Annotated in this window: 13 protein-coding genes and 2 pseudogenes; 12 read left to right on the top strand and 3 right to left on the bottom strand. The window is 63.2% G+C overall.

Features of this window, described 5'->3' with window-relative positions; translation table 11 throughout:
• Positions 1–11: 11 nt before the first annotated feature.
• Both G6P99_RS30545 and G6P99_RS30540 read right to left on the bottom strand, forming a co-directional pair.
• On the bottom strand, positions 12–1,238 hold the full coding sequence (locus G6P99_RS30545; protein WP_029083863.1) for an ABC transporter substrate-binding protein: 1,227 nt from the start codon (positions 1,236–1,238) through the stop codon (positions 12–14).
• A gap of 230 nt (positions 1,239–1,468) precedes the next feature.
• Positions 1,469–1,923 (bottom strand): annotated as a pseudogene (locus tag G6P99_RS30540) (PACE efflux transporter).
• Positions 1,924–2,015: 92 nt separating this feature from the next.
• Between G6P99_RS30540 and G6P99_RS30535 the strand changes: the two are divergent.
• The 4 genes and pseudogenes from G6P99_RS30535 to G6P99_RS30520 all read left to right on the top strand — a co-directional run.
• Positions 2,016–2,822: pseudogene (locus G6P99_RS30535) on the top strand (LysR family transcriptional regulator); the annotation flags it as partial.
• 176 nt (positions 2,823–2,998) lie between these two features.
• Complete coding sequence (locus G6P99_RS30530; protein ID WP_029083862.1) at positions 2,999–3,727, top strand: SDR family oxidoreductase; 729 nt, start codon at positions 2,999–3,001, stop codon at positions 3,725–3,727.
• A gap of 116 nt (positions 3,728–3,843) precedes the next feature.
• Positions 3,844–4,947, top strand: coding sequence for a tetratricopeptide repeat protein (locus G6P99_RS30525; RefSeq protein WP_156928865.1), 1,104 nt, complete (start codon positions 3,844–3,846; stop codon positions 4,945–4,947).
• A complete protein-coding gene (locus tag G6P99_RS30520) occupies positions 4,944–5,117 on the top strand; it encodes a hypothetical protein (protein WP_156928864.1) in 174 nt (57 codons plus the stop codon). The genes G6P99_RS30525 and G6P99_RS30520 overlap by 4 nt, the downstream gene beginning before the upstream one ends.
• A 15-nt stretch (positions 5,118–5,132) precedes the next feature.
• Here G6P99_RS30520 and G6P99_RS30515 read toward each other — a convergent pair whose 3' ends face one another.
• Positions 5,133–5,786, bottom strand: coding sequence for a TetR/AcrR family transcriptional regulator (locus G6P99_RS30515; RefSeq protein WP_029083860.1), 654 nt, complete (start codon positions 5,784–5,786; stop codon positions 5,133–5,135).
• A 265-nt stretch (positions 5,787–6,051) separates the two neighbouring features.
• Between G6P99_RS30515 and G6P99_RS30510 the strand changes: the two genes are divergently transcribed.
• From G6P99_RS30510 to G6P99_RS30475, 8 genes are all read left to right on the top strand, one after another.
• On the top strand, positions 6,052–6,594 hold the full coding sequence (locus G6P99_RS30510) for an OsmC family protein (RefSeq protein WP_029083859.1): 543 nt from the start codon (positions 6,052–6,054) through the stop codon (positions 6,592–6,594).
• 36 nt (positions 6,595–6,630) lie between these two features.
• A complete protein-coding gene (locus G6P99_RS30505; RefSeq protein WP_029083858.1) occupies positions 6,631–7,743 on the top strand; it encodes an acyl-CoA dehydrogenase family protein in 1,113 nt (370 codons plus the stop codon).
• 51 nt (positions 7,744–7,794) lie between these two features.
• Positions 7,795–8,673 carry a sulfurtransferase gene (locus tag G6P99_RS30500; protein WP_165124490.1) on the top strand — a complete coding sequence of 293 codons (879 nt, stop codon included), beginning with the start codon at positions 7,795–7,797 and terminating at the stop codon, positions 8,671–8,673.
• Between the two features lie 106 nt (positions 8,674–8,779).
• The gene (locus G6P99_RS30495; RefSeq protein ID WP_029083856.1) at positions 8,780–10,165 is read left to right on the top strand and encodes a CmpA/NrtA family ABC transporter substrate-binding protein; all 1,386 of its coding nucleotides are present in this window, start codon (positions 8,780–8,782) and stop codon (positions 10,163–10,165) included.
• A 160-nt stretch (positions 10,166–10,325) separates the two neighbouring features.
• Positions 10,326–11,165 (top strand): nitrate ABC transporter permease, encoded by an 840-nt coding sequence (gene ntrB / locus G6P99_RS30490; protein ID WP_029083855.1) that lies wholly within the window; start codon positions 10,326–10,328, stop codon positions 11,163–11,165.
• 2 nt (positions 11,166–11,167) lie between these two features.
• Complete coding sequence (locus tag G6P99_RS30485) at positions 11,168–12,094, top strand: ABC transporter ATP-binding protein (protein ID WP_029083854.1); 927 nt, start codon at positions 11,168–11,170, stop codon at positions 12,092–12,094.
• A 63-nt stretch (positions 12,095–12,157) separates the two neighbouring features.
• Positions 12,158–12,646, top strand: coding sequence for a cyanase (cynS, locus tag G6P99_RS30480; protein ID WP_051346630.1), 489 nt, complete (start codon positions 12,158–12,160; stop codon positions 12,644–12,646).
• A gap of 293 nt (positions 12,647–12,939) precedes the next feature.
• A complete protein-coding gene (locus G6P99_RS30475; RefSeq protein ID WP_165124487.1) occupies positions 12,940–13,989 on the top strand; it encodes a tetratricopeptide repeat protein in 1,050 nt (349 codons plus the stop codon).
• Positions 13,990–14,112: the final 123 nt, after the last annotated feature.

Below are 14,112 nucleotides of genomic sequence, written 5' to 3'. Positions count from 1 at the left end.
CGGCGCTGCGATCAGGCCTTCGAGATGCCGCCGTCGATCAACGGTCCCATCGGCTCGTAGCGTTCGCCGCTGAAGCGCACCAGTTGCAACTGCTCGAGCGGATAATAGTCGGATGGCGAGGTGTTGATCTTGATGCCGGGCAGTAGCATGTCGGATTCGAAATCCTTCAGGTTTGCCGCCTGCTTGATGATGCTGTCGGACGAGACGTCGTCGCCGCACTGCTTCAGCACCTGAACCAGGATCTGGCTGGTGAGATAGCCGGTGACGGCGTAGATGTCGTTCTTGGCGGCGGCCGGATCGTATTTGTCGAGAAAGGCCCGCCATTTCTGGATCGCGGGATCGCTGTCCCAGGCGGCGTCGACCGGATCCTTCAAATAGGCGCTGGAGATAATCCCCTTGGACACGTCGTACCCTGCGGCCTTCAGCGTCGAGCCCGCGGACGAGGCGTTGTTGCCGATGTAATGCGCCGGCTGCCAGCCGAGCTCGGCGATCTTCTTGATGCCTTGGGCTGCGAATTTCGGCGTGGTCATGCTCATGAACACGTTGGCGCCGGCGGATTTGCAGCGCACCACCTGGCTGTCGATGGTTGGATCAGCGGTTTCGTAGGACAGCTCCGCCACGATTGCGGATCCCTTGGCGCCGAGCCCGTCCTTAAAACCTTTCAACACGTCGCGGCCGAAATCGTCGTTCTGGTAGACGATGCCGATCTTGGCGTCGGCCTGGGTCGACAGCACATGCTGCGCGAACGCCCGGCCCTCGATCTGGTAGCAGGGCTGGAAGCCCATCGTGTAGGGGAAGTTCCTGTAGTCGCCGAACTTGGTGGCGCCCGAGGCGATGAAGAGGTGCGGGACCTTCTTCTGGTTCATGTACTTCATGATCGCCGCATTGGTCGGCGCACCGAGCGGGGCAAACAGCACGTCGATCTCGTCGCCTTCGACCAGCTTGCGCGCCTGTTCCACCGTCTTGGCCGGGCTGTAGGCGTCGTCATAGGTGATGTACCGGATCATGCGGCCGTTGATGCCGCCTTGCTCGTTGATCATCTTGAAATAGCCGCCCGGCGTGCGGCCGATCGACGAATAGACCGCAGCCGGTCCCGAATAGGCGTCGATGTTGCCGATCACGATCTCGGTCTTGCCTTTGGCGATCGCGGGCTTGCCGAGCAGCAGCGCGGCTGACGTCGCAGCTGCGCCCTTGATGAGATGACGGCGGGTTGGCTGGATTGAACGGGTTGTTGTCATTGGAGTCCTCCGCTTCTTGTTGTTGGCCGTTTTGGCATTGTTGGCCGTTTGGCAGCCTCTGACGGGCATGCCGGCTTCAAGCACTGTACAGCGCTCAAGCCGGATCGAACCAGTCTATGAGCGCTGCACGGCGGAACTTGTGCGCAGTCGCTACCATCAGGAATATTGCTGCGGTGTCAGGGTCCGGCGCGGCAGATCAAATGATCCACCGCGCCGAGCACTGGCGCCGGTCAGGCCGGCAGGGCCCGGCTTGCCGTGCGGGCATGCGCGCCGCGCCGGCGCAGCGGAAAGACGCGATCGTAAGCGATGTTGAATGCGAACGCGTAGACCAGATAGAACGCGACGATGGAGATATCCATCATCAGCGCGGCCCACAGCGAGATGCCGAGATACCACGCGACGAACGGGATCAGCAGCACGATCAGACCGGCCTCGAACAGCATCGCGTGCGCGAGGCGGATCGGCACCGTCTTGGCGACACGGCCGGTGAAGCGGACCAGTGCGTGGTCGAAGCCGAGATTGAACATGAAGTTCCAGGCCTCGCCACCGTCGCCGAGACGACGCCGATGACGCCCATATGGGCGATCGGCTGATTGAACAGCCAGGCGGCCGCCGGCGTGAAGATCGCGATACCGATCAGCTCGAACAGGACTGCGTGCCTGACCCGGTCGGAGAAGGAACGCATGGACATGGTGAAACCCTTTCTTGTCGTTGTGACCGGGTTTCTATCTGATATTGTGCGATTCTAAAGTTGGATAGTATCTGGAAAAGAGATAGATGGCCGTTTCCATGGACCAGCTCGAATCCTTCGTGGCGGCGGCCGAGCAGGGCTCGTTCTCCGGTGCGGCGCGGCTTCTGAAGAAAGCGCAATCGGCCGTCAGCACCCACGTCGCCAACCTGGAAGCAGACCTCGGCATTGCGCTGTTCGACCGGGCCGGTCGCAACCCGGTGCTGACCGAGGCGGGGGCGCGACTATTGCCGGAAGCAAAATTGATCCTCGATCGCCGCGAGCACCTGATCGGCGTTGCGAGCAGCTTCGAGGCGCATGTCGAGAAGCGGTTGGTGGTGGCGATCGACGAGCTCTATCCGGAGAGCGCGGTCGGGGAGCTGTTTGCGGAATTCGCTGGGCGTTTTCCCCATGTCGAACTGGAGCTGTTGTTTCCGATCATGGAGGACGTCAGCCGTCTCGTGCTCGACGGCAAGGCCGATGTCGGCGTGATGTGGCGGCAGGAGCATCTGCCGCCTGAACTCGGCTTCAAGACCATCGGCTGGGTGCCGCTGCAGCTGGTTTGCGGCGAGAACCATCCGCTGGCGCATGGGCGGGTGGACTGGGAGGAGCTGAAGCGGCATCGCCAGATCATGGTCACGGTGCGCAATGAAGGCACCGAGCGGCACAGGCTTCGTGTCGCAGCGGAGGTGTGGTGGGTCGAGAGCCATTGGGTCATCCTGCAAATCCTCAAGCAAGGCGTCGGCTGGGCGCTGATCCCGGCCCACATCATGGCGAGTTCGTCGGTTGCCGAAGAACTGGCAATTCCCGAACTGGAATTCGACGAGGGCGCGCATCCGGTCGCGCTCGAAGTGGTCTGACACAAGCAGCGGCCGGCGGGGCCGGCGGCAAAATGGCTGCGTCGCCGTTTCGCCACGCGACCGCCGATGCTCCGCATGTGACAGGACATGCGCGTCAGACAACGTGGGGGTGCTGACATCGCGACCGCGATGTGTTGCCATGCGCGCCGCACTGACCTGACAGGGTGGAGACGATGGCGAAGCAATTGGAAGGCAAGGTGGCGGCCGTGACCGGGGCGGCGTCGGGCATCGGGCTGGCGAGCAGCGAGGCGATGCTGGCCGCAGGCGTACGCGTGGTGATGGTCGACCGCGACGCCGCGGCGCTGCAGGCGCTCGCGACGAAGCACGGCGATGCCGTGATCCCGCTGGTGATCGACCTGCTCGATGCGAAGGATTGCGCGACGCTGCTACCGAAAGTGCTGGAGAAGGCCGGCCGGCTCGACATCCTGCACGCCAATGCCGGCAGCTATGTCGGCGGCGACCTCGTCGATGCCGACACATCAGCGATCGACCGCATGCTGAATCTCAACGTCAACGTCGTGATGAAGAACGTGCACGACGTGCTGCCGCACATGATCGCGCGCGGTAGCGGCGACATCATCGTCACCAGTTCGCTCGCAGCGCATTTCCCGACGCCGTGGGAGCCGGTCTATGCGTCGTCGAAATGGGCGGTCAACTGCTTCGTGCAGACGGTGCGGCGCCAGGTGTTCAAGCACGGCATCCGCGTCGGCTCGATCTCCCCCGGGCCCGTGATCAGCGCGCTGCTCGCCGACTGGCCGGCGGAGAAGCTGCAGGAGGCCAAGGCGGCGGGCAGCCTGCTCGAGGCGAGCGAAGTCGCCGAGGTCGTGATCTTCATGCTGACCCGGCCGCGCGGCATGACGATCCGCGACGTCGTGATGATGCCGACGAATTTCGATCTGTAGGATCGTGGCATCAAGCAATACCGTCGCAGGCTCGCCTATTGCGGCATCAAGCAACGAAAGGTTGTGTTGCGGGCGCAAGCTTTGCTAAGAATCCCCCGGTGGGCGCGGGGGACGACGTGACGAAAGCAGTGAAATGTGGATTCGCCGCCAAGGCGTTCACGATCTTGCTTGGTGTGTGGCTGGCGCCGATTCCGACGGTCCGTGCACAACCATCCTTGGCGGCCAAGTGCAACGCGACTGCCAATATCAGCGCGGATGATCGCATCGCGGGTTGCACGGCGGTGATCGAAGCGATGCCGGCCAATCTGCAAGGGACGATCTTTGCGTACTTTCGGCGGGCCACCTTCCTTCTTGAGAAGGGCGAGGTAGATCGAGCAATCGCGGACTACAATCATGTCATCGAACATGATCCGAACAATCAGATCGCCTTTCTCCGCAGAGCATGGGCCTACAAGCTGAAGGCGGCGGTCGACGAGGCACTTGCCGACTACGGTAGGGGCATAGAACTCAATCCAAAAGATGCTTACGCCTACCTCGGGCGGGCTGGCGCCTACATGATGAAGCAAGATGTCGATCGTGCGATCGCCGACTACGGTCAGGTGCTTCTCGTTCATCCGGACAATGTCGCCGCTTATCTCGGCCGCGCGGGCGCCTACGACTTCAAGGGTGAACCGGACCGTGCCATTGCGGACTGCAATCGCGCGATCGAGATCAGCCCGGAACGCGGCGCCGGTGCTGGCCGCACTTGCCGCGGCCGCGCTCATACCTCCAAGGGCGATCTTGAGCTTGCTTCGGCCGACTTCAATCAGGCCATCCAGTTCAATCCGAAAGATCCCCGACCGTATCAAGGCCGAGCCAGCATCCTTCTCGCTCGTGGCGATCTCGAACAAGCGCTATCCAGTATCAAGCAGGCAATCGAACTGGCCCCGAACGATCCCTATTTCCATCGGTGGGCCGGGATCGCCTATATCCAGGATAACCGCTTGTCGGAGGCGCGCGACGATCTCGTTCGCGCGGGCGAACTCGATCGGAAAAATCCATATACACAGCTATGGCTCGACCTCCTGCGTCGGAAGATGGGTCAACCGAGCGAGCTTGAGGAGGCCTCCAGGCAGCTTGACATGTCACAATGGCCGGGGCCGATCATTCGCTTGTTCCTCGGCGCAACAACTTTGGAGGCGGTCATGAAAGCCGCCGACGCCGCCGATCCGGTCGGATGAGAGGGCAGCTCTGCGAAGCCCATTTCTATGGCGGCGAGCTGGCGCTCGTAAAGGGGGCGACGGACGAGGGCGTGCGGCTGCTTCACCTCGCCGCGGACGCTTGCCCGAAGACCTTCATCGAATCGGCGCCGGCCAATGCGGAACTGCGCAGGCTCGACACAAAGCACTGACGCCGTTCGCTGTCGCTAGACGGCGACCAGTTGCTCCGCGGCGCGCTTCGGCCTCTTCACCTTGGCCGGGGCGAACAGATTGCCCGCGGCGAGGCCGGCGGTGTCGGCGACAGCAGGATCACACGACACCATGGCGGCGACGATGGCGCCGTCGATCAACAGCGCGAGCTGGTGCGCGAGCACGGCCGGCTCGGCCGCGCCCATCTCGGCGGCGAGTTTTTCGATATGCGCCAGCACCACCTTCTTGTGCTTCAGCGCGATGTTGCGGAACTGCTTGGCGTCCTTGTCGTGCTCGGCGACCGCGTTGATGAACGGGCAGCCGTAGAACCGCTCCTCGGCGAACCAGACCTTCAGCGCAGGGAAGATCCGCGACAGCTTGGTCTGCGGATCGCCGCCGCCGGCCTCGATCGCGCCGATGAACCATTCGCGCCACTGCTTGCCTTCGCTCTCCAGCACCGCGTGCACGAGGTTGGTCTTCGAGCCGAACAATTTGTAGAGCGTGGTCTTCGCGGTGCCGGCCTCGTCGATGATCGCATCGATGCCGGTGGCGTTGATGCCGTTCTTGCAGAACAGATGCGTCGCCGCGTTGAGCAGGCGTCCGCGCGCGGATTCGTCGTCGCCGGCGGCGAACGCCGCAGCAGGTTTTTTCTTCGTGAGCGATTTGGCCATGCGCGGCAGTAAATCGGAGCGCGGCAAAATCATCAAGCCGCATCTTCACGGGGGCGGTCATCTCCGGCGTCCTGCGCTGAAAATAATCGCGGCAGCGCGGCAGATGCACCGCGATTGAGCAGACCGGCGCTGGTCAATCCGCAGGCAGCCAGAGCTAAGCGCCTGCGCGATTTCAGCTTTTGATTTGGCGGTGGACTGGCACGCTTCGTGCAGGAAACAGACCGTTCGGTATCCTGAATTTCAATCGCTCCCAGGGAGAAAACTGATGACCGCTGTCGCTCAAAAAACCGCACTGACCGGCTGCCTCGCGCCGATCGACAGAGGCGGGCTCGAGCAGCTGATTGCCAACGGCAAGGCCAACCCGAAGGTGATCAAGACCTTGAAGTGCAAGACGGTGGCCGAGGGCAAGTTCCGCCACGCCAACTACATCCGCAACCTCGCGCCCTACATCGTCGACGAGCCGCCGGGGCTGCTCGGTGACGACACCGCGCCCAATCCCTCCGAGGCCTCGCTCGCCGCGCTCGGCTCCTGCCTTGCGGTCGGCCTGCACGCCAACGCCGTGCATCGCGGCTGGATCGTCAACAAGCTCGAGCTCGAGCTCGAGGGCGACCTCAACATCACCGCGGTGTGGGGCACCGGCGACGTCAGCGAGAAGCCGGTCGGCTTCACCGACGTCCGCGTCAAGGTCGACATGGAATGTGAGGGCGTCCCGCGGGTCGAGATCGACGCGCTGGTGGCGCATGTGAAGAAGTGGTCGCCGGTCGCCAACACCTTCACCCGTCCCGTCAATCTCGAGGTCAGCGCGTAGCGCTCGACCGGCAATTTTAAGGTGCGGAGACCATCCATGGGTTCACTGGCTTTATCGCGGGTCGCAGCTCAAGATCCCGCACCGACCATCACGGACGAGGTCGCGCGCCTCGCCCGTCAGGAGCTGGCACCGCTCGCGTCCGCGATCGATGCCGGCTCGGTCTATCCCGGCGAGTTCCTGCGCCGGCTCGGCAAGGTCGGCGCGTGGAGCAGCCACGTGCCGCAGGAGGGCCCCGCCGATTTGCGCTGGGCGATCCAGTCGATGGCCGCGCTCGGCGAGGTCTGCGGCGCCACCGCCTTCATGGCCTGGTGCCAGAACACGCTGGTCTGGTACGTCGCCAATTCCACCAACATGAAGCTCGCCGCGCGCTTCGGCAACTGCTTCTCCAGCGGGCGCGCGCTCGGCGGCACCGGGCTGTCCAACCCGATGAAGAGCTTCTTCGGCATCGAGCGGCTGAAGCTGAAGGGCCGCAAGGTCGAAGGCGGCTACATCGTGCGCGGCGCGCTGCCCTGGGTGTCCAATCTCGGCCCCGACCATTACTTCGGCACGATCTTCGAGCGCGAGGACGAGGAGGGCACCACGGTCATGTTCCTCGCCGACTGCTCCGATCCCGCGATCACGCTGACGCCGTGCAAGCCGTTCCTGGCGATGGACGGCACCGGCACCTATGGCGTCCAGTTTCGTGACGTGTTCGTGCCTGACGATCTGATCCTGGCCGAGCCGGCCGCGCCGTTCGTCAAGAAGATCCGCGCCGGATTCATCCTGCTGCAGGCCGGCATGGGCCTCGGCCTGATGAAGGACTGCATCAACATCATGGACGAGGTCCATGCGCCGCTCGGTCACGTCAACCGCTATCTGCCGCAGCAGCCGGTGCAATTCCGCGAGCTCTATGCCGAGTTCGAGAAGGAGGCGATGGCGCTGGCGCACGATCCCTACAATGCCGACGACAGCTACTGGCGCCGTGTCGTTGCGCTGCGCTTGCGGATCGGCGATGCCAGCGTCGCGGTCGCGCATGCCGCGATGCTCCATTGCGGCGCGCGCGGCTACCTGATGAGCCACCGCGCCCAGCGCAGGCTGCGCGAAGCCTATTTCGTCGCCATCGTCACGCCTGCCACCAAGCAGCTGCGCAAGATGCTGGCGGACGGGTGAAGGAGAGTTCGGGACCACCACAACTGCAACCACGCAACAGGAGAGGCTGCCATGACGGACGTTCTGATCACCGCCGGCGAACTTGCCGGGCTCATCACCAAAGAGCCGTGTGTCATCATCGACACGCGGAATCCGGATGCCTTTGCGGCGGGGCATCTGCCCAATGCCGTCAATGTGCATGACATCTTCACGTTCCTTGCGACCTCGACGCCGGAAGGCATCCACGAGCTGAAGACGAAGTTCGCCGACGCGTTCGGCGCCGCCGGCCTCTCCGGCAAGGAGACCGCGGTGATCTACGAGCAGTCGATGAACTCCGGTTTCGGGCAGTCCTGCCGCGGCTATTATCTGCTGACGATGCTCGGCTATCCCAAGATCAAGGTGCTGCATGGCGGCTTCGATGCCTGGAAGGCCGCCGACCTGTCGGTTACCACCGACGTGACGGTACCGGTGAAGGCTGCCTTCGCGATCGTGCCCGAGGCCGGCGACATCATGATCGATGCCAAGGCGATGCTGGCGGCGCTCGACAAGCCCGGGATCGCGATCCTCGACGTGCGCGATGTCGACGAGTGGATCGGCGACAGCTCTTCGCCCTACGGCAAGGATTTCTGCCCGCGCAAGGGCCGCATCCCCGGCGCCGTCTGGCTGGAATGGTACCGCATGATGAAGCCGACCGGCGAGGGCCCGCGCTTCAAGTCGAAGGACGAGATCCTTGCGGAATGCGCCACCGTCGGCATCTCGCAGACCACGCCGGTCTATCTCTATTGCTTCAAGGGCGCGCGCGCCTCGAACACCTTCCTGGCGCTGAAGAACGCCGGCGTGAAGGACGTGCGGATGTACTTCGGCTCCTGGAACGAGTGGTCGCGCGACCCGTCGCTGCCGATCGACGAAGGCCTGCCGACCGCTGCCGTCGTAACAGGCAAGGCGGCATAGAACCTGCATGTTTGTTGGCGTCCGGCGGCGCAAAACGCGGCCGGACGCCAATCAATGAACCGGATCGCGGAGTTCTCCGTGGTTCGGTGCGACAATGGGGCGCAGCATGTCCACGTCAGATGATCCTTTCGACGCCGACCGCGCGCTCGCGCGATCGCCTTGCGCCTGCGGGCTGCATCGCACCGCGGCCGAGCACGCCGCGCGTACGCTGCGCTGCGAGCCGGTGGCGGACGTCAGCGAAGAGAAGCGTTACGAAGGCATCGTCGCGTCGGCAGTGATGCGGGCGGTGTTTCCGCAGGATATCGCGCGCCGCGCCTTCCTGAAATCGGTCGGCGCCGCGACTGCGCTTGCCGCGCTGTCGCAATTCTTCCCGCTGAAGACGGCGACGGACGCGTTCGCCGATGCCGGACCGCCGGAGAAGAAGGACCTCAAGGTCGGCTTCATCCCGATCACGTGCGCGACCCCGATCGTCATGGCGGCGCCGCTCGGCTTCTATGCCAAGCAAGGCCTCAACGTCGAGGTGGTGAAGACCGCCGGCTGGGCCGTGATCCGCGACAAGACCATCAACAAGGAATACGACGCCGCCCACATGCTGGCGCCGATGCCGATCGCGATTTCGCTCGGCCTGGGCGCCAATGCTATCCCCTTCACGGTGCCCGCGATCGAGAACATCAACGGGCAGGGCATCACGCTTGCGATGAAGCACAAGGACAAGCGCGACCCAAAGGACTGGAAGGGCATGAAGTTCGCCATTCCGTTCGACTATTCCATGCACAATTATCTGCTGCGCTATTATCTCGCCGAGCACGGGCTCGATCCGGATACCGACGTGCAGCTCCGCTCGGTGCCGCCGCCGGAGATGGTCGCCAATCTGCGCGCCGACAATATCGACGGCTTCCTCGCGCCCGACAATATCTGCCAGCGCGCGATCTATGACGGCGTCGGATTCCTGCACATTCTCTCCAAAGAAATCTGGGATGGCCATCCCTGCTGCAGCTTTGCCGCCAGCCGCGAGTTCATCACGACGGCGCCGAACTCCTTCGCGGCGCTGACCCGCGCGATCGTCGACGCCACCGGCTATGCGTCTAGGCCTGAGAACCGCAAGCAGATCGCGGAGGCGATCGCGCCGGCCAACTACATCAACGCGCCGGTGACGGTGCTGGAGCAGGTCCTGACCGGCACCTATGCCGACGGCCTCGGCGGCGTGAAGACCGATCCGAAGCGCGTCGATTTCGATCCGTTCCCCTGGCAGTCCTTTGCGGTGTGGATGCTGACGCAGATGAAGCGCTGGGGCCAGATCAAGGGCGACGTCGACTATCACGCGGTCGCCGAGCAGGTCTATCTCGCGACCGACACCAAAAAGGTGATGGTCGAGATGGGGCTCGCGCCGCCCGCCACCTCGTACAAGTCGTTCTCGGTGATGGGCAAGACCTTCGATCCGGCCAAACCGGACGATTATCTGGCGAGCTTCAAGATCAGGAAGTCGTCGTGAGGGAGCCTGCCTTCCCCACAGCGTCGTCCCGGCGAAGGCCGGGACCCATAACCACCGTCCTGGGTCATTCTGCACCGCGTCTCCCCGCGTGCCTCACCGCGACGGCACGGCCTATGGGTCCCGGCCTGCGCCGGGACGACGGGTTGAGGGAGCCTGCCACATGACGCTGAGCCTCCGCCTTCGCGCCGCCATCGTCTCCATCGCATTGCTCGCCGCCTTTCTCGGCGCCTGGCATCTCGCGACCCGCAGCACGGGGGCGACGGCCAATATGAGTCCCGAGTATGCAAAACTGATGGGACTGACGGCGACGCAAGGGAAGTCGGCGATGCCAGGGCCGCTGGATGTCGGGGCCAAGCTGTGGGAGCATCTGAAGCGGCCGTTCTACGACAACGGGCCGAACGACAAGGGGCTCGGCATCCAGCTCGCCTATTCGATCGGGCGGGTCGGGCTCGGCTATCTCATCGCGGTGATCGTCGCGATCCCGCTTGGCTTCATGATCGGGATGTCGCCTTTGATCAGCAAGGCGATCGATCCTTTCATCCAGATATTGAAGCCAATCTCGCCGCTGGCCTGGATGCCGCTCGCGCTCTACACCATCAAGGACTCCTCGATCTCGGCGATCTTCGTCATTTTCATCTGCTCGGTGTGGCCGATGCTGTTGAACACCGCGTTCGGAGTGGCGAGCGTGCGCAAGGAGTGGATCAACGTGGCGCGGACGCTCGAGGTCGGCACCGTCAGGCGCGCCTTCACCGTGATCCTGCCGGCGGCGGCGCCGACGATCCTGACCGGCATGCGGATCTCGATCGGGATCGCCTGGCTCGTGATCGTCGCCGCCGAGATGCTGGTCGGCGGCACCGGCATCGGCTATTTCGTCTGGAACGAGTGGAATAATCTGTCGATCACCAATGTGATCATCGCGATCCTCCTGATCGGCCTCGTCGGCATGCTGCTCGACCAGGTGCTGGCGCGCTTCACGCGCATGGTGACGTTTCCGGAGTAGCGATGACCGACAAGTTCATCTCCATCGAAGGCATTGCGCGGCGCTATCCCGGCGCGGGCGGCGGCACCACCACGGTGTTCGAGAATTTTTGGCTGTCGATGACGCGCGGCGAGTTCGGCTGCGTGATCGGCCATTCCGGCTGCGGCAAGACCACGGTGCTGAATATCCTGGCCGGGCTCGACGAGCCGAGCGAGGGGACGGTGATTGTCGACGGGCAGGGGATCGAAGGCACCAGCCTCGACCGCGCCGTGATCTTCCAGAGCCATGCGCTGCTGCCGTGGCGCACGGTGCTGGGCAACGTCGCCTACGCCGTGAGCTCGAAATGGCGCAAATGGGATCGTGCCCGGGTCAGGGCCCACGCGCAAAAATTCATCGATCTGGTCGGGCTGACTGGCGCCGAGCACAAGCACCCCTCGGAACTGTCCGGTGGCATGAAGCAGCGCGTCGGCATCGCGCGGGCGCTGTCGATCACGCCGAAGATCATGCTGATGGACGAGCCGTTCTCGGCGCTGGACGCGCTGACCCGCGGCACGCTGCAGGACGAGGTGCGGCGCATCTGCCTGGAGACCGGGCAGACCACCTTCATGATCACCCACGATGTGGATGAGGCGATCTTCCTCGCCGACAAGATCTTCCTGATGACCAACGGGCCCGGCGCGGTGCTGGCGGAGATCGTCGAGAATCCGCTGCCGAAGGAGCGCGGCCGCATCGATCTGCACCGTCACCCCTATTATTATGCGCTGCGCAACCATATCGTCGATTTCCTGGTCAGCCGCAGCAAGAGCTTTGCGGCTGAGGTGACCGGTCACGATCCGCGCCACGTGCCGACGGTGCGGCCGGGCTTGCCGGAATTGGCGCTTGCGGCCGGAGCCGAACCAAATCCACAGGCGTCACGGCTGGGCTTGTCCCGCCCATCCACGTCTGCCTGAGCCAACCAAAGACGTGGATGCCCGGGACAAGCCCGGGCACGACGAAAATGAGGAGCCCCTGACATGAAACGCGAAGACCTCACCGAAAAGCTGCTCGACATCAAGCGCGAGAAGGGCTGGAGCTGGAAGCACATCTGCGAGAAAATCGGCGGCTATTCCGAAGTCCTGATCGTCGGCGCGATCCTTGGCCAGATGAAATTGACAAAACCGCAGGCGGCCAATGCCGGCGAATTGTTCGGCCTGTCGAAGGCCGAGACCGCGATGCTCAACGAGGTGCCGATGCGCGGCACCGGCACGCCGATGCCGCCGACCGATCCACTGATCTACCGTTTCTACGAGATGGTGATGGTCAACGGCCCGGCCTGGAAGGCGCTGATCGAGGAGGAGTTCGGCGACGGCATCATGTCGGCGATCGACTTCGACATGGCGATGGAGCGCGTCGCCAATCCGAAGGGCGACCGCATCAAGATCACGATGTCGGGCAAGTTCCTGCCGTACAAATATTACGGGGCGAGCGGCAACGTGCCGGAATACGGCTTCAAGGAGGAGTGAAGTTTCTCGACCGTCATTGCGAGGAGCGAAGCGACGAAGCAATCCATCTCTCTCCGCCTGGAGAGCTGGACTCGCAATGACGGCACAGGCGCAGATGGAGAACGCTCTTACAAAGACAGGTAGCTGCTGGCTCTTCGTGCAACCTTGTGTTATCTCCCGTAACGATAGTTGCGGCGGGAGTTCACGTGAATCGAAGTGCATGCTGCGCAGTTGCGGGCGCAATAGCGGCGTTGGCTACGAGCCTATCGTTCTCAAGCGTTCGAGCAGATTCCAGAGAGGATTGGGCAAAGTGCTTGAATGAGGCGACAATTGCGTCCGCCGAGCGGATATCGACCTGCACTGCCGCATTGGCGTCGGGAGCCGACAGCTGGGCAGCGAGCAGGGCTTATTTTCTTCGCGGCCAGGCGCATTTTGATGAGCGGGACTTCGAGGCTGCTGTCGCCGATTTCTCGCGGTTTATTCATTCCTACCCGAGCAACGTACAGGGATACCAAGTGCGGGCAGCGGCATATCTCAGGCAAGGCAACTTCGACCTTGCGATCGCGGACCGTTCCCGTGTGATTGAGATCGGGCCAAAAGACCCATTGGCCTATGCTTATCGCGGTGAGGCATATGGGGCCAAAGGTGACTTCGACCACAGCCTCGCCGACTTGAACAAGGCGATTGAGATCAATCCCAACGTCAAAGTTGCGTATTGCCTACGCGGCCATGCATACATCGCCAAGGGCGACGTCGAACTTGCCATTGCCAGTTACAACCAGGCGATCCACCTTGATCCCGACTTCAAGGCTGCGTATGGCGGGCGCGCCGCTGCCTACAGGCTCAGGGGCGACCTTGATCTTGCGATAACCGACCATGATCAGGTCATCCGTCTCGATCCGCAGAGTGCGCCCGCTTATTTTGGTCGTGCCATGGTCCATTGGCAGAGCGGTTCACTTTCCCAATCTTTGGCCGATTTCGATGAGGCAGGGCGGCTCAATCCAAAGAGCGCCTATGCCGTCTTGTGGCACGAAATTGTTGCCAAGCGTAGTGGCCAGCCGAGCCGGTTGGCGGAGGCTGCAACGCATCTCGACATGACGAAGTGGCCTGCGCCGATCGTCAGCCTTTTTCTTGGTGCGTTGACGCCTGAGCGGGTGCTCAGCGCCGCCGACGATGCTGATCCCAAAAGACGGAAAGCTCAGGTCTGCGAGGCAAATTTCTATACCGCCGAGCTCGCCTTGCAGCGCGGCTCCGCGGAAGACGCGCGGCAGTCGCTTGATCTGGCTGCGGCCGATTGTCCGAAGGCTTTCGTCGAGAGTTGGGCCGCCACCGTCGAACTGAAGGGCTTGGGCGCGAGACGGTAATGGTCAACGGTGCGGTGCGGAAGGCGCTAATCGAGGAAGAGTTCGGCGACGGTTTCAGGAAGGGTGAGAGAGCGAATGGCGAATGGTGAGTAGCGAATGGAAGCTTCCCGCTCACTACTCACT

The organism is Bradyrhizobium sp. 6(2017) (assembly GCF_011058295.2).
GTDB lineage: Bacteria > Pseudomonadota > Alphaproteobacteria > Rhizobiales > Xanthobacteraceae > Bradyrhizobium > Bradyrhizobium septentrionale.
The sequence above is the reverse complement of the archived record's forward strand: the minus strand, read 5'-3'. Positions and strand labels throughout refer to the sequence as shown.